The following is an 18,407-nucleotide window of genomic DNA, read 5'->3' on the forward strand; positions in this document are numbered from 1 at the left end:
CGCGTGGCTCAGCCCGCGGCGACGGGGTGATCAGGCCGGGAGCCGTCTCCACCGCGTTCCCCCGAGGCGGCCCTCGCGCCTTCCCTCTCCGCCCCCGGCCCGATGGCGCGCATCAGCACCGCGTACCCGACCGCGGCCAGCGTCCCCACCACCGCGCAGGCCGCCCACATCACATCCGCCCCGTAGTGGTCGATCACCGCCCCGGCCGTCAGCGGGGCGACGAGCGCCGCGAGCGACCAGGAGAGCACGTAGACCCCCTGGTAGCGGCCGCGCCCGTGGGTCGGGGAGAGCCGGGCCACGAGCCCCATCTGGATCGGGGTGTTGATGATCTCGCCCATGGTCCAGACGCACACGGTCAGGGCGTAGATCGCGACCGATCCGGCGAAGGCGGTGAGCCCGAAACCGTAGCCGATCAGCAGCGCGGCGACGATCAGCAGCCGGGTCGGCTCGCGGTGCCGCTCGATGAACCGGGTGACGGGGATCTGCACGGCCACGATCAACACCCCGTTCACGGCGATCGCCAGCCCGAAGTCCGTACCGGACAGGCCACTTTCGCCCATCGCCACCGGCAGTGCCACGAACGCCTGCTGGATGAGCGTCGCGATCAGGAACGACAGCGCCACCACGGCCATGAACGGCCGGTCGCGCACGACGGTCCCGAGCCCGGTCTCCGGCTCGGCAGCCGCCGCGCCCGTCGCCTCCTCCCGCACCGGGCGGGACTCCGGCAGCTTGACGAAGACGACGACGGCGCACAGCAGCGTCATGATCGCCTCGCCCAGGAACAGCGCCAGATAGCCGTGCTCGGCGATCAGCCCCGCCACCGTCGCGGAAAAGGCGAAGCCGAGGTTGATGGCCCAGAAGTTGAGCGAGAAGGCGCGGACCCGGTCCTCCGGGGCGACGATGTCGGCGATCATGGCCTGCACCGCGGGCCGCGATCCGTTCGTCGCCATGCCGACGAGGAACGCGACCGACGCGATGGCGACCGGGTGCTGGACGAAGCCCAGCACGGCGACGCTGACCGCCGTCGCGCTCTGCGCGACGAGCAGCGTGGGACGGCGCCCCAGCCGGTCCGTCATGACCCCGGCACCCACCGCCGACACCACCCCGCCCAGCCCGTGCAGCGCGCCGACCAGCCCGGCGTACGTGGCCGAATAGCCGCGGTCCACGGTCAGGTACATGGCAAGGAACGGGGCGACGAAGCCGCCCAGCCGGTTCACCAGCGTGGAGGTCCACAGCCACCAGAAGGCGCGGGGCAGGCCCGAGACACTTTCCCTCGCTGCCTGTGTCAGCCTGGCGACGGAAGGTAGCGCAACGGACATCGGGCGGCCCCCTGTACAAAAAAACGCGGCGTATGTAAGCGGTGCGAGCGGTACCCGCAAATTACCGACCCCGGCTCCCCGTGCGCCACTGGATTGACCGGGTGCGTCAGGCTTCGCGTTCATAGGGGTCAAGTAGGCTCGACGCCATGGCCGACGCACCGTACAAGCTGATCCTCCTCCGCCACGGCGAGAGCGAGTGGAACGCGAAGAACCTGTTCACCGGCTGGGTGGACGTCAACCTCAACGAGAAGGGCGAGAAGGAGGCAGTCCGCGGCGGTGAGCTGCTCAAGGACGCCGGCCTGCTCCCCGACGTGGTCCACACCTCCCTCCAGAAGCGCGCCATCCGCACCGCGCAGCTCGCCCTGGAGTCCGCCGACCGCCACTGGATCCCGGTCCACCGCTCCTGGCGCCTCAACGAGCGCCACTACGGCGCGCTGCAGGGCAAGGACAAGGCCCAGACCCTCGCCGAGTTCGGTGAGGAGCAGTTCATGCTCTGGCGCCGCTCGTACGACACCCCGCCGCCGCCCATCGAGGCCGACTCCGAGTGGTCACAGGCCGACGACCCGCGCTACGCCACCATCCCGCCGGAGCTGCGGCCGCGCACCGAATGCCTGAAGGACGTCGTCGCGCGCATGCTCCCGTACTGGTACGACGGCATCGTCCCGGACCTGCTCGCCGGCCGTACGGTCCTGGTCGCCGCCCACGGAAACTCCCTGCGCGCGCTGGTCAAGCACCTCGACGGCATCTCCGACGCCGACATCGCGGGCCTGAACATCCCCACCGGCATCCCGCTCGCCTACGAGCTCGACGCCGACTTCCGTCCCGTCAACCCGGGCGGCACCTACCTCGACCCGGAGGCCGCGAAGGCCGCCATCGAGGCGGTCAAGAACCAGGGCAAGAAGAAGTAAGCCGACGCCCGCAAGCCCCCTGACCGCGGTTTCCCGCGAGCAGGGGGCTTACTGCCGGGCCGGGGCCGAGCGTTCGTGGCCCGGCCTGGTGTTACGGGTCACCTTGTCGCCGTTGACGGCCCGTGCCGGGTCGTCATTGCTGGAGGAGAGTGTCGCCGACTTGACGGCCTACGCCGTTTCGATCCGGGAACCGTGGATCCGGAGTTCGCCGAAGGAGGAGATCCCGGGGTAGCTCGGGTCGGTGGGCACGCCCGGGTCGTCGACCTGGACCTTGAGGAACCGGAACGCCTTGTCCTGGACCTTGGAGAGAACCGGGATGGTCTCCATCGTGAAGTCCGGGGTGGTGTTCGTGGTCTCCCGTGAGGTCAGCAGGGTCCAGGTGGAGCCGTCGTTCGACCCGTAGACGTTGGCGCCCTGGGAGCGGTTGCCGAAGTTGTACCGGGCCTGGAGCCCGAACGCGTCGGCCCGCACCCGGAACCCGGCCCCGAAGTCCAGCGTGAACGGAGCCCTCAGATCGCCGGAGAAGGTGTTGATGTCACCATCGGTCATGTTCCAGACATTGGTCTCGGACAGGGACGAGGTCACCAGCGGCGCATAGCTCAGGGTGCCGTCGGCGAGCTTCGGGTTGAGCAGTTGCAGCGCCTTCACCGCGTCCTGCACGGTGACCAGCCCGGCCAGGAAGGTGCTGTCATCGGCCGTGTCGATCGTGGCCTTGACGGAGGACACCGCGTCCTTGAACTCCTTGAGGCGCCCCCGGACGTACGTCGCCTCGGGGTCGAACCCGTCCTGTGCCGCGGTGAGCGCGCCCGCCCGGTCCGGCGCGACCACCAGGTCGAGCTTCAGGACGGTGTCGGTCTTGCCGTCGGAGGCGACGACGGACGCGTGGGCCTCACCTGTCTGGGAACGGGTGGGTGTCCAGCTGAACGCTCCGGTGGTGCTGTCGAACGTGGCGCCCTCGGGAAGACCGGAAGCCTCGTAGGTGAGGGTCTCGTCGCCCGAGTCGGTCGCGGCGAGCGACCGCTTGAGCGGCGCCCCGGCCACACCGACCAGTGTGGTCCGCTGCCCCTGCGGGAAGGACGGCGGGGTGAGCTGGGCCTTGGCCTGGAGGTTGACGCTGTCGATGTCGACGTTCACGTCAGAGGCGCCGACGACCGTGTAGTACGCCAGGTTGTCGCCCGCGACGCTCCCGTGAAGGATGCCGAGGTCCATGTCGTAGGTGACGTAACGCCACGTGCCATGGGTGTCGGGCAGGCTCACGGTGTGGTACGGCTTCAGCGACATGTCCTTGCGGATCTCCAGGGTCGCCGGGCCGTTGGTGCGGATCAGCACCCCCACAGGGCTGTATCCTGCACGGCTGTCGTACATCAGGGTGCGGACCGCGATGGTGGCGCCCTTCTTCGACGCGCGCATCCGGACGATGTCGTGTCCGTCGTCCTCGCGGACCTCGGAGCGGCCGTCGAGGGGGATGCTGCGCTGCGCCACCCGCACCAGGGGGTTGGTCTGCTTCGGACGGGTCTGCCCGGCCACCTTCTCGGGCAGCGAGAGCCAGTAGTCCGGGTTGTAGTCGGGGTTGCTGTTCCAGTAGTTGTACGCCCCCGTTCCCCAGAAGAACTCCGGGCCGTCGGCCTGTTGCTTCACCTTCGCGACGTTGGGGGCCTCTTCCTTGACGTCGACCCCGAACTCGTACCGGTAGATGTTGTAGAGCTCGTCGATGGGTTGGAACAGGCGTCCCCGGTAGGCCTCGGAGAGCTTGCCGGGACCGCCCGTGGTGTCGATCCACGGGATGGTCTTGCCCATCATGTACGCGTACCAGGCGTCCGCTCCCGCGAGAAGCCGGTCGTTGCCGAACCGGAACGGGGACACGGCGTCCGACTTGGTGGACACGGTGCCGGCGACCGGGTCCAGCCGGGTGTTCTGCACCGTGAGCATGCGCGAGATCTCCGTCGCGATGGCGATGCCGTCCCACGCGTGGGCCTGGTCGCGGCCCATCTCCTGGTGCTGCACGAACGAGTGGCCGTAGGGGTTCAGCGGGTCGTCCGCGCTGATCACGCGGAACAGGGAGTTCAGAGCCCCGTTGGTGTGGCGGTTCGGGTTGGTCTTGTTGACCGAGAACCACTCGACAGCCTGCTCGTAGCCGGCCCGGTTGTCGGTGAAGACGTAGCCGGCCAGCTCACCGACGATCGGGTACAGCTGCTGGTTCATGAAGAAGGTGTTGCCGTCGAGCAGGGTCTTGATCGCGGGCGTTATGAGGTTCTTGGTCAGGTTCGTGGTGTCCGCGTCGGTCCAGGCGGTGTCGTAGCCGTCGGAGCCGGAATTCACGCTGGAGTAGCGGAAGATCTCGGCCGCGGCGAGCATGCGCATCAACGGGACGCCGGCGTGGATGTGGTCGTCGGGATACGGCGCGAACTTCGCCGGGTCCATGTGGGACCAGGTCCGGATGATGTGCATACCGTTCGCGCGGTAGACGGGGTCACCCGTGATGAAGTACTCGATCGCCTGGGTGTAGGCACCGAAGGCGTCCTGGATGAACCTGGACTCGATGCCCTGCGAGTTGAAGGCGTCCGACTTCGGGGTGTCGACCCCCGACCCACCGTTGACGGCGGTGAGGCTGCGCGAGGCGTACTTGGTGCCGTGCATGGACGCGTAGTAGGAGGCCCATGGCTCCGCACCGTCGAGCACCTGCTGACGCGCCAGCCGCAGGTTCGACGCGCTCACCGCGATACCGGGGTGGACGAACCCGTCGCCGCTGGTGACCTCCTTCAGCGTGACGGCGGGGAAGTCGCCGGTCGCCGGTTCGGAGGTCGTAGCCCCCTCCGCGGAGGACGCCGGAACAAAGGCCGCGAGCAGAGCGCACACCACGGTGGCCATCGCCCACCACCGCGTATGTCTGAGCCTCATCCCTGATTCTTGCCACATACAACTCTCCAGTGGGTGCGGGTGCCTGCCGGGAATGAGTGGGGGGTGAGGGGGCGGACTCCGGTCAGACGGTGTCCTGGGTGAGAACCACGAGGTTGGAATACGCTTTCTACATCAGTGGGTCGTTGACGGTGTCCGACGCGGATGAGTACGGCCGTAGCACTGCCCGGTGCCCAGGTCACGCCTTGTTGCTGCCTGACTCCGCATGACTGCGGACCTCCTAGAAACCGATTTCTGTGAACCATAGATACCCCGGCCCCACCACACAAGAGGCGTGCGCAGACAGTCCGACCGGCACATGCGGCCGCGCCCCGGCCGCCTGCTGCCCGCCGCGCGGCGCAGGAGCTCTTTGAGCGAGGCCCCGAACGGGTGCTGGTTCGGGGCCTACGGCCTGTCCGGCGGGTCGAGCCACAGACAGACCCACGCGGACAGGCATCAGATCAGGGAGGGCAGGACGCCGCGGGGCCAATTGCCCAGCCAGAAGGCGGCGGTCGAGGGTTTGGGCTGTGCTTCCGTGGAGCCGTCGTGGGGGAAGAGTTCGGTCGGGGCGATATAGCCCTCGCCGGGTTCCAGGCGGAGCCGGAAGCAGAGCATGAGGTGGCCGTCGTCGATGAACTGCCGCAGGTCGTCGGTGTGCGGGTATCTGTGGGCGAAGTCCTCGTGGACGGTGCGGCAGACAGCGCGTATGTCGAGGTCGCCGAGGAAGAGGTAGCGGATGCCGGGGCCGAGGTTGAGGCAGAGGCGGCGTCGGGCGGTGTGCTTGGTGGCGTAGGGGAGTTTGTCCCAGTTGTCGACGTGCAGACCGATGCGACGGCCCTCGTTCTCGTGGTTGCCGGTGGTGGTGAAGGTGTCGGCGGGGGCGCTTGCCTGCCCGAGGTAGACGGCATCGGAATCGCCGAGCCGGTCGGTCAGGGTGCCGAGGACGTCTATGGGCTCAGGTGGCTTCACCAGTTCGATCAGCGCGCTGTCCCTGATCATCGCGGCTGGTGCGGTGAGACTTCGCCCCATCTCGTCAGTGATCTTCGTCCAGGGGGCGGCGGGGACGACCGCGTGGTCCTCGTAGGTGAGGCTGCCGCGCATGGTGCGCAGGGTCGTCACCTCGCAGCGCTCCTGGAGTGCGGCGGCCTCGGTGGCGGCGATGGCGAGGGACATTCGGGGATGGTGGGATCGATCAGCGTGGGGCATCGAGATCCTCGCTGTAGGTGACGTTGAGTTGAGCCAGGAGGGCTGCGGTCAGTTCGGGTTCCTGGGTGCGGTCGATGATGACCTTGGAAAGCCGTTCGACGCCGTGCACGGAGGAGAGGTCGCTGCCGCGCAGGTCGAGGCTCTGGTAGCGGCCTTGTCCGAACTCGGTCAGCCGCAGCGTGCAGGCGCCCAGGACGGCGTGGGTCAAGTCGCAGCCGGTCAGGGACGCCTCGGTCAATACGCATCGGGAGAAGGCGACGGGGCCGGTGGCGCGGACGTTTTCCAGCGTGGCGTAGTCGAGTCGGCAGCCTTCGAACAGGACGTCGTCTAGGGCCAGGTCGACCAGGTTCGCGCCCATGAGCTTGCAATCGCGGAAGACGACGCGAGACAGCTTGCTGTCGCGCCAGGTGGCGGAGCCGAGGTCGCAGGCCACAAACTCGACTGAGTTCAGCCGCAGCCGCTCCAGGTGGACGCGGGCGGCTCGCAGGTTCGTGACCCGGCCGCTGACCAGTTGGGTGTCGGCGAGGTCGAGTGAACGCAGGTCGGCGTCGGCGTACTGGAAGTCCTGGACGATCCCCCGGCCGCCTTCGAGGGACTGGACGTTGGACAGGTACAGGCCGGGCTCGTCCAGGCTGGGAAGGGTCAGCGTGACGCGGCCGATGGTTCGGGTGTCCACAGTCGTGCTCCATCTCTCCAGGGCTGAGGGACGCCGAGGCTACTTCTTCTTGTTCCAGTTGTCCCAGGTCGGGCGGTTATCGAACGAAGGCATCGTGTTCGCCCAGGTGGGGCGGTTGTCGAACTTCGCCGTGTGCGGCACCGTTCCCGCGGTTCGTATGAGGGCGCGGAAGCGGTCGGCCGAGTCGAGCACGAGATCAGTGGCGGTGGTTGTGGACATGGTGGGTGACTCCTTCCAGGAGGGCGATCTTCGCTGCGGTGCAGTAGCGGGTACGGGTGCCGTCGAGGCGGCCGTCGTGTTCGAAGTAGCGGTTGGCCGGATGGCCGCCGCCGCAGAACGCGAAGTACGGGCAAGTGGCACGGCAGGCGTCCACACCGTTCCAGAACTCCGTCAACCAGGAGGTGCCGTGTTCGGCGTCGGCCAGGAGGGACGCAAGATCGCGGTCCAGGACGTTGCCGGTGGTGAAGTCACCGAAGCGGGGGTCGGTGAAACCGGCCAGCTCCGGTGAGAGGAGTACGACGCCGCCGTCGTAGGAGATGGTGGGCAGTGGGTCCCACGGCGCGGCGGACGGGCCGGAGACCAGCCCCTGCCGCCCGAGTATGGAACCGGCGAACTCCAGGACCCGGGAGATTTCGCGGACCTGGAGCACCGGGTTCGATTCCCAGGCCGCCGTGAAGGTTGCCCAGAAATCGGTGGTCCGGCCGGCGTCGGGGGCGTGCGGCGCCGTATTCATTCCCTCCTGCTCCTCGACGTTGACGCCGAGCGAGTGGCATCCCAGTTCGGCGAAGAACTCGTAGAACTCGGGGGCGCGTCGCGGGTCGGGATCGGTAACCACCGCGATGGCGGAGAACGGGATGCCGTGGGACCGAAGTCGCTCGATGCCCCGCATCACCACGCGGAAGGCGGGGTGTCCGGCGCGTGTGGCCCGGTGGGCGTTCATGTCGGCCGGTCCGTCGATGCTCACCCCCACCCCCACGTCGTGCTCCAGCAGGAACGAGCACCAGGCGTCGTCGATCAGCGCGGCGTTGGTCTGGAGGGTGTGTTTGACGCCGGTGAACGGCTCCATGAGCCGCGCCAAGTGGTCGCGCCCGGCGGACAGGGGCTCGCCGCCGTGCCAGACGACTTCGAACCGCGGGTCGTCACGGGCCCACTCGTTGACCGAGGCGGCCACGGACTGGGCCACCTGCCCGGGCATGAGGTGCTTCTCCTTGCGGAACGGCAGGTAGCAGTATCGGCAGTCAAGGGGTTGGCAGAGCGTCGTCGGCTGCATGATCACAGCACCGGGGACAGCAGCGAGGCGGGTGGTCGTCGTCATATCTGCTCCTCGTTCAGTGAGCCGGTGTCCGGGGCGGTCGTGGCGAGCGAGTGGCCGACGGACAGCAGGCCAATGGCCTGGGTGTTGAGCACAATGAGCGGTGGGATGAGCCAGAGTCCAAACGTGGCCAGGACGAACCGGATGCCCGGATCCTTGATCGGTGCCGCTGGGGCCGTATGGCGTCCGGTGCTCACAGGCCACCCGCCGACGCCATCTGCGCCCGAAGGCGGTGTCCGTACGGCTGTGGGGCCAGAGGGCTGAGGTGCCGTCGTAGCAGCAGGCCATGGCCCTTCGCCGTCCTACGGATGGGGACGTCGAACTCGACCCAGACCTTCTTGCCTGCCTCTGTGGGCTCCCAGCCATGTCGGGAGGCCAGATGGCCCACGAGCGCCAGTCCGCGACCGTGCTCGTCGTCGGCCTCCGCCTCCCGACGCTTCGGGGCGTCAGGATTGCCGTCGTAGACGGCGAGTAGGAGTCGTCGTTCGTACGACTCGTAGAAGAGGCCGACCGTGACGAGCCCCCTGCCGTGGACGACCGCGTTGGTGACCAGCTCCGAGACGACCAGCTTCACGGCCTCCCGCTGCTCATCGTCCAGCGGCACGCCCCAGCCGACCGCTTCGGTGAGGATTCGATCGCGGGCGAAGGCGGTAATGGCCGGCTCCGCGGGCAGAACGAGGAGGGTACGACGCGTGGGCATGAGGAGAACTCCTCGGAGAGGGGACGGAGCGGCCCCTCCCTGACGGGGGCAGAGAGGAGACCGCCGGTCACGCCGTGTTGAGCGGCCCCCGCAGGACTGGGAGGCTTCGAACGGCGGACCCAGTAGACGCCTCGCGCGGGCTCCCATGAGACCCCGTCAGGTGACCCCAAGTCGGAGTCAGCTCTGGCTTGTGTGGCGTAGCCTCGAGGAACCGCCTTACGGGGGGGGGAGACGTTTTATGGACCGCGCGCAGCGAGATTCACGCGAAGTTGTCGCCGGCCTGCTGTGCGACGATCGATTCCTCGCTGCCTGCGACAGGCGTGACATGGGAGCGCTGTTCCGCTTGCTCAACAACCGCGGGATCAGCACTCGGCGCATCGCGGCCGCCGTGGACATCACTCAAGGGCGGCTCTACGACTACATGAACGGCAAGAGCCGGGTCGAGAAGCTTGTCATCTTCGAGCAGATCGCGGACGCTTTCCACATTCCGGGCCGACTCCTGGGCCTGGCCTCACGCCCCTGGGAGCCCACCCCCGCGCCACTTCCCGCGCCCGAAGGAGCCGTCCCTCCAGATGGCGACGACCTGGCCGCCGTGGACGCCTTCCGCAGCGCCGACCGGCAGACCGGCGGCGGTCGCCTCTACGGAGCGGTGGTCCGACACCTCAGCGGCAGCGTCGCTCCCCGCCTCGTCGACGCGGACAGCAGCCCCCAGGTCTTCGCTGCAGCAGCCGCTTTGACCGAGATGGCCGGGTGGATGGCGCACGATTCCGGCCGCGACGACTTGGCCGGGCGCCACTTCACTCGCGCCCTTCCCCTCGCCCGTACCTCGGGGGACACCCTCCTGGCCGCCAACATCGCCGCCAGCAACAGCCACCTAGCCCTGCAGACCGGCGATCCGACCTCCGCGTCGCATTGGGCCCGCACCGGCCTGGAACTCGCCGGCCAAGGCCCGCGCGTCCCCGCGCTCACCGCCCGCCTGCACGCCATGTCGGCTCGCGCCCTTGCCGCATCCGCCCAAGCCACTGTGGCGGCCCGCGCCCTCGACCAGGCCCACCAGGCCCTCGACAGTGCCACGCCGCAGGCCGAGCATCCCTGGCTCAGTCCCTTCGACTCCGCCGCCCTGGCCAGCGAGGCTGCGCTCGCCCTGCGCGACCTGCGGCAGCACGACGATGCCCTGCACCACGCCGAACAAGCCATCGCACTCCGAGAAACTGATCGGGCTCGGTCCCTCGCCTTCAGCCGCATCGCCTTGTGCCGTATCCACATCGACCGCCAGGACTTGGATGCCGCCGTCAGCGTCGGCCACACCCTGATCGCTGCTGATTCCGCCCTCGGCTCCGTCCGTGTCGTCCACCAGTTGAACACTCTCCGTAAGTTATTGGCACCCCACCGCGATCATTGCCTTGTGCGGGGCCTCCTGGCCCGCTTCGACGAAGCCCGGCGCGCCAGAATGCTGCTGCTCGCCGACATCATCCAGCCGCCCAGCAAAGGCACTACTCCATGAGGCCCACCCCGGCAGACCCCGCCGCCTGGAACGCCTACCTCGCCGAAGGCAACGCCACCCAGGCCCGAAAACGCGTCTCCGCCGATGTCGTCCTGCGCGACCCGGCCGGCTACATCCTGCTGGTGAACCCCACGTACAAACCCGGCTGGGACCTCCCTGGTGGCATGGCCGAGGCCAACGAAGCGCCCGACGACGCGGCCCGTCGGGAGATCAAGGAGGAGCTGGGCCTGGACCTCCAGCTACTCCGCCCGCTCGTCGTCGACTGGGTGCCCCCCCACGGCGCCTGGGACGACCAGATCGCCTTCGTCTTCGACGGCGGCACCCTCGACCACGACCAGGCCACCGCACTCCGTCCCCACGACGACGAACTGTCCGAACTTGCCTTTGTGCCACCGCACCAGATCGACGGCTGGCTACAAGACCGGCTGGGCCGACGGCTGGAGGCCGCTATCACCGCGCTTTCCGACGCACACCCGAAGTTTCTGCGCGACGGGCAGCTGACGCCGGACGCGTGAGCGGATGACACGTATTCCGAGCCTGTCAATCCGTTGGTTGCGTAGCGTTCAGATCCCCCCTGGCAACGCTAAGCCCCCCACCCGTTCTCGCAGGCAGGGGGCATTCGCCATTCACTCGCGGGCGCTGATCGCCTCCGCCGGGTGCTGGCGGAGGGCCAGGCGGGCCGGGAGGGTGGTGGCGGCCAGGGCGAGGGCGGCGGTGGGCAGGAGCACGGCCAGGTAGGTGAGTGGGGGGATGTGGGGGGTGGAGGAGCCCGTCATGCCGGTGGCGAAGGCGGTGAGGGTGAGGAGGGCGATGGCGGTGCCGAGGGTCGTGGCGATCAGGAGGGCGGCGAGGGTTTCCAGGCGTAGGACGCGGAGGACCTGGCGGCGGGTGGTGCCCACCAGGCGGAGCAGGGCGAGTTCGCGGGAGCGGTCGGAGGTGGACATGGCGAGGGTGTTGATGACGGCGATGGCGGAGAAGGCGATGATCAGGCCCATGGCCACGTAGTTGACCTCGGCGTTGGGCGCGGTCGTGGCGGCGGCCTCGGTGTGGTCCATGACGGTGACGCCGGGGACAGCGGAGGTCAGGGCGGTCAGTTGGGTGCGGGTCAGGGTGGGGGCGCTGACGAGGAGGGTGGGCATGGGGTTGTCCACGTGCGGGGCGACGGAGGCATACGCGAGGGTGAGGTCGCCGTAGCCCAGGCCGCGGCTGTAGAGGGCGGCGACCTTGAGGGCGGCGGGGGTGCCGTCGCCGAGGGTGAGGTGGACGGTGTCGCCGACGGATACGCCGAGCCGGTCGGCGGCGTTCTCGCTGACCGCCAGGGAGTCCGTGCCGAGGTGGCGCAGGGAGCCGGCGACCACGCCGAGGTCGGTGGTCCGCTCGAGGCCCTGGGGGGTTACCGCTTGGGCCCCGTACTTTTTGAGGTCGATCCGGACCGAGGTGTGCAGGACTTCGGTGACGGCCTCGACGCCGGGACGGTCGCGCAGGGAGCCCGCGAGTGAGGTGGGGACGCGGGGGCCGAGGACGTAGTCGGCGCGGTTGCCGGCGGCGGACTCGCGCGCGGCGGCGTGGCTCATCGTGGTCTGGCTGAACAGGATCGTGCAGGTCAGGGCGGTGAGCAGGCACAGCGGGGTGATGATGGAGGCCAGCCGCCGGGAGCCGACCCGCAGGTTGGCCGCGGCGAGGTGGCCGCCGACGCGGGAGGCGCGGAGGGGCAGGGAGAGGAGGGCGACCGCGGCGCGGGCCAGGAGGGGGCCGAGGAGGGAGACCGCGACGGTCCAGATCAGCGCGGTGAGCAGCACCACGGGGCCGGAGGCCGCTTCGGTGGTCAGCGTGGACAGGACGAGGGTGAGGGTGACCCCGCCGGCGGTGGCGAGGAGGCCGGCCACCAGCCGGACCCAGGGCAGCCGCGCGGTCGGCAGCGCGGCCTCGCCGAGCGCTTCCACTGGGCGCACCCGGGCCGCTCGGCGGGCGGAGAGGCGGGCGGCGGCCCAGGCGGCCAGCGCGGTGGCGAGCAGCGCGGCGAGGGCGGGGAAGGGGCTGACCACCAGCGGGAGATGTTCGGGGACGGCGCCCAGGGCCACGAACCGGGACCGCAGCCAGTAGCCCAGCGCGATGCCGGCGGCGGCGCCGGGGAGGCCCGCGGCGAGGGCGGTCACCAGGGCCTCGCCGGCGAGCAGTCGGCGCAGCTGCTTCGGGGTGGCGGCGACGGCGCGCAGCAGGGCGATCTCCCGTTGCCGCTGCTGGACGGAGAGCGCGAAGGTGCCGGCCACGACGAGGATCGCGACCAGGAGCGACGTGCCGCCGAGCGCCGCGCCCATGCTGATGAGTTTGACCCGCGCCTGCTCCGCGTCGAGGAATTCCACGGAGCCGCGGCCGTCCCCGGCGTACTCCAAGGCCCTGGTGCCGCGCAGGGCGGCGGTCACATCCGGCCGCTGCCCCGGCTTCGGGAAGACCCCGATCGCGCTGACCTGGCCGGGGCGGCCCGCCAGCCGCCGTGCCTCGGCCGGGGCGAAGAAGAGCGTGTCCTGGCTGGGCAGGGCCTGCCGGGTGACGCCCGAGACCCGGTATGTGGCGGGGCCCGCCGGGGTCAGGACGGACAGCCGGGCGCCCACGCGGGCATCCGAGCGGGCGTCGACGACCACCTCGTCGGCGGCCTTGGGGGCCTGGCCGGAGGCCAGGGTGAAGGGGGTGAGCGCCGCCGAGTCCCAGCCGTGGCCCTGGGCGGGGCCGCGCCCGGTGGACGCGGGGGTGGACACGGGGAAGGTCACCTCGGCGACCACCTCGCGCACGCCCGGGGTCCGGCGCAGCCGGTCCGTCAGCGATGCCGGTATCCAAGCGCGTTCGGCGATCGGCTTCGCCTTGTGCTTCGTCTTGCCGTTGGACTTGTGGATCGTCCGGTGCACGTACTGGTCACCGGCCACCAGCACCGGGGCGCCCGCGTAGCGCTCGGGCGCGACCCGGCCCCGCAGCCCGGTCTCCAGCAGCATCCCGCAGGCGGTGACGAGCGCGGCGGCGCACAGCAGGGTGACGAACGCGCCGGCGAAGGCGGCCTTGCGGTGGCGCAGCGTCTTGAGTGCGAGGGTCAGCACGGCCATTACTTCCACGCTCCCAGCCGGGTCATCCGCTCGGCGATCTTGTCGGGGGTCGGGGCGCTCATCACGTCCACGATGCGGCCGTCGGCCAGGAACAGGACGGTGTCCGCGTACGAGGCGGCCACCGGGTCGTGGGTCACCATGACCACCGTCTGGCCCATGTCGTCGACGATCTCCCGCAGCAGGGTCAGGACGTCGCGGGCGGTCATCGTGTCGAGCGCTCCGGTCGGTTCGTCCCCGAAGATCACCTCCGGGCGGGTGGCGAGCGCGCGGGCGAGCGCGACGCGCTGCTGCTGGCCGCCGGAAAGCTGGGCCGGGCGGCGGTCCGTACGCCCCTCGAGTCCCACGCGTCGCACGATCTCGTCCAGCCACGCCTTGTCCGGGCGGGCGCCGGCCAGCCGCAGCGGCAGGGTGATGTTCTCCAGGACGGTGAGCGAGGGGATGAGGTTGAACGCCTGGAAGACGAACCCGACCCGCTGCCGCCGCAGTTCGGTCAGCTTCGTCTCGTTCATCCCGGTCAGGTCGGTGTCCGACAGCCGGACCGCGCCCGAGGTGGGGGTGTCGAGGCCGGCGGCGCAGTGCAGGAACGTGCTCTTGCCCGATCCGGAGGGGCCCATGACCGCCGTGAAACTGCCCCGGGCGATGCTCACCGATACCTCGCGGAGCGCGGCGACGGCCCCCTGGCCCTTGCCGTACACCCTGCTCACCGCGTCCAACCGCACTGTGTCTGCCATGACTTCAACCCTGCTGGCCAGGCACGACGCGGGCCATGGAGCTCATCATGTCCGAAGCGTGACCTCGTCATGATCCGGACGACCCGGTGCTCAGCTGGTATACCTGGCCGGGTGATACGGGTGCTTCTGGCGGAGGATCAGCACATCATCAGGGAGGCGCTGGCGGCGCTGCTCGGCCTCGAGGAGGACATCGAGGTCGTCGCCACCGTCGACTCCGGCGCCGCGGCCGTGGACGCGGCCAGGGTCTACCAGCCGGACATCGCCGTGCTCGACATCGACATGCCCGGGACGATGGACGGGCTGGAGGCGGCCGCCGTGGTGCGCGAGAAGGTGCCCGGCTGCCGGGTGCTGATGCTCACCGCGTACGGCAAACCCGGGCATCTGCGCCGGGCGCTCGGCGCTCGGGTGGACGGGTTCGTCCTGAAGACCGCCCCGCCGGACGACCTCGTCACCGCGATCCGCAAAGTGGCGGTGGGTGAGCGCGTGCTGGACGCCTCGCTCGCGGTCACCGCCTGGGACCTGGCCGACAACCCGCTCACCCCGCGCGAGGCCGAGGTGCTGCGGCTGGTGGCCGGGGGCGCGGAAGCCACGGAGATCGCGGCGCAGGTGCATCTCACGGCGGGGACGGTCCGCAACTACCTCACCGCCATCGTCAGCAAGCTCAACGCCCGGAACCGGACCGATGCCGTCCGTATCGCCACGGAAGCGGGCTGGATCTAGGGTCCTTCCGGCTCCTGGCGAGCTGAGCCGTACGGCACCCAGGCCGCCAGTTCGAACCAGCCGTCGCCCTCCGACTCCACGGTCAGCTTCCCGTCCAGCGCCACGAGCCGCGCCGTCAGGTTGCCGATCCCCGACGACCCCGGACGGCCCCCCGCGCCGCGCGCCCCGTCATTGCGTACGAGCAGCCGCACTCCGCCGTCCTCGGAGGCCGTCGAGATCGTGCAGGAGCGGGCGTCGCTGTGCCGCAGCACATTGGTGACCGCTTCCCGCAGCACCGCGCTCAGCGCGGTCTCCGCCTCGGCCCCGAGGCCGTCGTGGCCCAGGGACACCTCGGCCGGGACACCCGCGGCGGTCAGCACCGAGCGCACCGAGGCGGCCTCCGCGGTCAGCGACATGCTGCCCACGCCACCGGAGGCCGCCCGCAGATCGGCCTCGCCGCGCTCGGCCATGGCCAGGACGCCTGTCAGCTGTGCGCGGGCCTGCTCGGGCGGCAGCCTGCGCGCCAGTTCGCAGGTCAGCAGCATCGCGGCCAGGCTGTGGCCGAGCAGGTCGTGCAGGTCACGGGCCGCGCGCAGGCGCTCCTCGACGACCGCCGAGCGGGCCAGCCGCCGCTGCGCCTCCTTGAGTTCGTTCACGATCTGGTCGAGGCGCAGCAGCCCGTAGACGACCAGCCCGGTGACCACGGTGCTGACGGTGTAGTTGACCGTCATCGCGGACGACAGGCCCACCCGCGGCCCGATGAGCGCGACGCTCGCCGTCACAGCGCCGACCAGCGGCCAGGCCACGGACCGGCGGAACGCCAGCAGCAGCGGCCCCGCGAGGAACCCGGCGACCCCCAGCCAGACGTAGCCGAACGCGAGGATCGGCAGGTACGTGAACAGCGCCATCACCGCGAGCGCCACCATGTGCCGTCCGTGCACCGAACGGACCTGAAGCGCGATCACCACGGCCAGACAGGCGGCGGCGGGCAGCACCTGGCCGCCGTCCACCATCAGCAGCGCCTTGAGCGAGAAGCCGACCAGCACGGTGACGAGCAGGGTGAGGGAGAGCGCGCGGGCGTGCCGGTCGTCGGCCGGCTCCCGGGGTCGCGCCACATCGGGGAGCGCGGCCTCCACCACGTGCCGCCCTTCGCGGGTCAGCCCGGTCGTCAGGGCGCCGCCCGCGTCGGCGATCCGGCCGGGCAGATCGCCCAGGCTCTCGTCATCCGCCGTCCGCGGCCCGTCGCTGACGACGCGCAAACGTATCCGTCCGTGCGCGGCGGCGGTCTCGATCAGGCAGCCGGTGGCCGCGCCCTGCCGGACGATGTCGGTCACGGCCGCGCGCAGCACGCCCGCGAGCAGCGCGCCCGCGGGGCCGAGGGGTTCGGCGTGCCCGGTGCGCACCTCCACCGGCACCCCGGCCGCGGTCAGCATGGCCCGCGCCGCCGTCACTTCGGGCGCCAGCGACATGGAGCGGTAGGACGCCGCGGAGCGGCGGGCGTCGGCGAGGCAGTCGCGCGCCGAGCGGGTGATGTCGGCGAGCAGCCGCTCGGCCCGCTCCGGCTTCGCCAGGGCCGCCCGCACCCCCGTGGTGATCTCGGCGAGCCCGCGGCCGAGACCGTCGCTCAGCTCGCCGGCGATCCGCAGCCTCTCCTCGGCGACCGCGGCCGCCGCCAGGCCGAGCCGGGCGGCGTGGAGCTGGTCGGCCCGCTCCGTGAGCCGGGTGAGTCCGTAGATCACCAGGCTCATGAGCACCATGCTGACGGCCGAGTCCACGGGCCCGCGGAGGACCGCGCCGACGGCGACCACAACGGCCAGCGGCCACGCCGGGGTCAGCAGGAGCGAGCCGCCGAGGAAGCCCAGGATCCCGACGGAGGCGCCCGTGGCGTACACCGCCGCGTAGCACGCGGCTGTCTGCGCGGCGAGCAGCCATGGCCACGCGGGGCGCCACCGCCGTGGCACGGGCGGCACATGGAACAGACGGAGCAGTTGGAGGCCGAACACGACGGGCGCCAGCAGCGACCCGCCGACGAGGAAGACGGTCGCGAAGGCGGCCAGCACCACGACGGTGACAGCCCGCGCCGGACCGGACACCAGACCTCCCCCGCAAGCCGCACCGCGCCCAGATGCCCAAGATCCTAATCCGTACATGCGCGAAGGGCCTTCGACCGGAGGCCGGTCGAAGGCCCTTCAGCGCGTTCAGTGCGTTGGCGTGTCCAGCGTGCGGTGAACGCGTCAGCCGCAGCTGCCGCCGCACGAGCAGGAGCCGCCGGACTGGCAGCCGCAGGAGCAGCTGGAACCGCAGCCGCAGGCGCCGAGGACGGGCAGCTGTGGGCGGTGTTCGGCGGCCGGCCGGGTGGGGTCGGCGGGTATGGGAGCGGGGAAGTCGGCCATGGGTCGCCTCCTTGGGAGGTCTTCGGGAGGTCTGGAGGAGGGGTCACCTCCTGCCCATGGTCCGGTTCTCCCGCCCCGCCCGGAGCGGCGCATGGACGGCGCGCGGATGCACGGATTTAACCGCACGGCGGGCGCGTACCCGGCGCGCGAGGGGCGCGCCGGGACGGCCTCACGCCCCCTCGCCCGCCTCCGCCTGCGCGATCTCGTCGGCGTGCTCCCCGGTGACCAGGTACACCACGCGCTTGGCGACCGACACCGCGTGGTCGGCGAACCGCTCGTAGTAGCGGCCCAGCAGTGTCACGTCGACGGCCGTCTCTATGCCGTGCTTCCAGCGGTCGTCCATCAGGTGCTGGAAGAGGGTGCGGTGCAGGAGGTCCATCGCGTCGTCGTCCTCCTCCAGCTGGAGCGCGAGGTCGACGTCCTTGGTGATGATCACCTCGGCGGCCTTGGCCATCAGCCGCTGCGCCAGCTGGCCCATCTCCAGGATGGTCGCGTTCAAGTCACGCGGAACGGCCGAGTCCGGGAAGCGCAGCCGGGCGAGCTTGGCGACGTGCTGGGCGAGGTCGCCGGACCGCTCCAGGTCGGCGCTCATCCGCAGACTGGTCACCACTATCCGCAGATCCGTGGCCACCGGCTGCTGCCGGGCCAGCAGCGCGATCGCCCGCGCCTCCAGGTCGCGCTGCAGGTTGTCGACCTTCTCATCGGCGGCGATGACGCTCTCGGCGAGCTTGAGGTCAGCGTCGAGAATCGCCGTGGTCGCCCGGCCGATGGCCGAGCCGACCAGCCTGGCCATGTCGACGAGGCCGTCCCCGATCGAATCGAGCTCCTCGTGGTACGCGTCCCGCATCAGTGACCCTCTCTCGCTGTCTTCCGCTGTTGACTCTCGGTGGACTCGTGACTCGCCGCCCCCCAGGCTTCCACGTTCCGGCCGGAACGCGTCGGGTTCCGGCATCCGGAGTGAACCGCTAC

Annotated in this window: 17 protein-coding genes; 4 read left to right on the top strand and 13 right to left on the bottom strand. The window is 70.5% G+C overall.

The window, feature by feature from the left end; translation table 11 throughout:
• Positions 1–8: 8 nt before the first annotated feature.
• Positions 9–1,319, bottom strand: coding sequence for an MFS transporter (locus ACFZDL_RS17540; RefSeq protein ID WP_353588747.1), 1,311 nt, complete (start codon positions 1,317–1,319; stop codon positions 9–11).
• 146 nt (positions 1,320–1,465) lie between these two features.
• Here ACFZDL_RS17540 and ACFZDL_RS17545 point away from each other — a divergent pair, with 146 nt between their 5' ends.
• Entirely contained in the window at positions 1,466–2,227 is a 762-nt protein-coding gene (locus ACFZDL_RS17545) for a phosphoglyceromutase (RefSeq protein WP_353588745.1), read from the top strand.
• A gap of 168 nt (positions 2,228–2,395) precedes the next feature.
• On the opposite strand, the gene ACFZDL_RS17550 is transcribed toward ACFZDL_RS17545, so the two are convergent.
• The 7 genes from ACFZDL_RS17550 to ACFZDL_RS17580 form a co-directional block, all read right to left on the bottom strand.
• Positions 2,396–5,125, bottom strand: coding sequence for a putative Ig domain-containing protein (locus ACFZDL_RS17550; RefSeq protein WP_353588743.1), 2,730 nt, complete (start codon positions 5,123–5,125; stop codon positions 2,396–2,398).
• A gap of 453 nt (positions 5,126–5,578) precedes the next feature.
• Positions 5,579–6,295, bottom strand: coding sequence for a hypothetical protein (locus tag ACFZDL_RS17555; protein ID WP_353588742.1), 717 nt, complete (start codon positions 6,293–6,295; stop codon positions 5,579–5,581).
• A 19-nt stretch (positions 6,296–6,314) separates the two neighbouring features.
• Entirely contained in the window at positions 6,315–7,004 is a 690-nt protein-coding gene (locus tag ACFZDL_RS17560; protein ID WP_353588741.1) for a pentapeptide repeat-containing protein, read from the bottom strand.
• 39 nt (positions 7,005–7,043) lie between these two features.
• Positions 7,044–7,223: a multiple cyclophane-containing RiPP AmcA gene (amcA, locus tag ACFZDL_RS17565; protein ID WP_353588740.1), complete on the bottom strand. Its 180-nt coding sequence runs from the start codon at positions 7,221–7,223 to the stop codon at positions 7,044–7,046.
• Positions 7,201–8,319, bottom strand: a complete 1,119-nt coding sequence (amcB, locus tag ACFZDL_RS17570) for a cyclophane-forming radical SAM peptide maturase AmcB (RefSeq protein ID WP_353588739.1) — start codon at positions 8,317–8,319, stop codon at positions 7,201–7,203. Before amcB ends, amcA begins: the two co-directional genes overlap by 23 nt.
• The gene (locus ACFZDL_RS17575) at positions 8,316–8,513 is read right to left on the bottom strand and encodes a hypothetical protein (protein WP_353588738.1); all 198 of its coding nucleotides are present in this window, start codon (positions 8,511–8,513) and stop codon (positions 8,316–8,318) included. Before ACFZDL_RS17575 ends, amcB begins: the two co-directional genes overlap by 4 nt.
• On the bottom strand, positions 8,510–9,016 hold the full coding sequence (locus ACFZDL_RS17580; protein WP_353588736.1) for an ATP-binding protein: 507 nt from the start codon (positions 9,014–9,016) through the stop codon (positions 8,510–8,512). The genes ACFZDL_RS17575 and ACFZDL_RS17580 overlap by 4 nt, the downstream gene beginning before the upstream one ends.
• Before the next feature lie 325 nt (positions 9,017–9,341).
• Here ACFZDL_RS17580 and ACFZDL_RS17585 point away from each other — a divergent pair, with 325 nt between their 5' ends.
• Together ACFZDL_RS17585 and ACFZDL_RS17590 are read left to right on the top strand one after the other, a co-directional pair.
• A complete protein-coding gene (locus ACFZDL_RS17585; protein WP_391191450.1) occupies positions 9,342–10,520 on the top strand; it encodes an XRE family transcriptional regulator in 1,179 nt (392 codons plus the stop codon).
• Positions 10,517–11,035 carry an NUDIX hydrolase gene (locus ACFZDL_RS17590; RefSeq protein WP_353588734.1) on the top strand — a complete coding sequence of 173 codons (519 nt, stop codon included), beginning with the start codon at positions 10,517–10,519 and terminating at the stop codon, positions 11,033–11,035. Before ACFZDL_RS17585 ends, ACFZDL_RS17590 begins: the two co-directional genes overlap by 4 nt.
• Before the next feature lie 111 nt (positions 11,036–11,146).
• Here the strand turns inward: ACFZDL_RS17590 and ACFZDL_RS17595 are convergent, their stop codons facing one another.
• Both ACFZDL_RS17595 and ACFZDL_RS17600 read right to left on the bottom strand, forming a co-directional pair.
• Positions 11,147–13,615: an FtsX-like permease family protein gene (locus tag ACFZDL_RS17595; protein WP_353588733.1), complete on the bottom strand. Its 2,469-nt coding sequence runs from the start codon at positions 13,613–13,615 to the stop codon at positions 11,147–11,149.
• Positions 13,615–14,346, bottom strand: coding sequence for an ABC transporter ATP-binding protein (locus ACFZDL_RS17600; protein WP_353588732.1), 732 nt, complete (start codon positions 14,344–14,346; stop codon positions 13,615–13,617). Before ACFZDL_RS17600 ends, ACFZDL_RS17595 begins: the two co-directional genes overlap by 1 nt.
• Positions 14,347–14,457: 111 nt before the next feature.
• On the opposite strand from ACFZDL_RS17600, the gene ACFZDL_RS17605 reads away from it, so the two are divergent.
• Positions 14,458–15,066: a response regulator transcription factor gene (locus ACFZDL_RS17605; protein ID WP_353588730.1), complete on the top strand. Its 609-nt coding sequence runs from the start codon at positions 14,458–14,460 to the stop codon at positions 15,064–15,066.
• On the opposite strand, the gene ACFZDL_RS17610 is transcribed toward ACFZDL_RS17605, so the two are convergent.
• From ACFZDL_RS17610 to phoU, 3 genes are all read right to left on the bottom strand, one after another.
• On the bottom strand, positions 15,063–17,138 hold the full coding sequence (locus tag ACFZDL_RS17610; protein ID WP_353588728.1) for a histidine kinase: 2,076 nt from the start codon (positions 17,136–17,138) through the stop codon (positions 15,063–15,065). The genes ACFZDL_RS17605 and ACFZDL_RS17610 overlap by 4 nt on opposite strands.
• Before the next feature lie 141 nt (positions 17,139–17,279).
• A complete protein-coding gene (locus ACFZDL_RS17615) occupies positions 17,280–17,438 on the bottom strand; it encodes a hypothetical protein (protein WP_353588726.1) in 159 nt (52 codons plus the stop codon).
• 169 nt (positions 17,439–17,607) lie between these two features.
• Complete coding sequence (gene phoU, locus ACFZDL_RS17620; protein ID WP_353588724.1) at positions 17,608–18,285, bottom strand: phosphate signaling complex protein PhoU; 678 nt, start codon at positions 18,283–18,285, stop codon at positions 17,608–17,610.
• Between the last annotated feature and the right edge of the window lie 122 nt (positions 18,286–18,407).

It is taken from the genome of Streptomyces sp. NPDC007917, assembly GCF_042959105.1.
GTDB lineage: Bacteria > Actinomycetota > Actinomycetes > Streptomycetales > Streptomycetaceae > Streptomyces.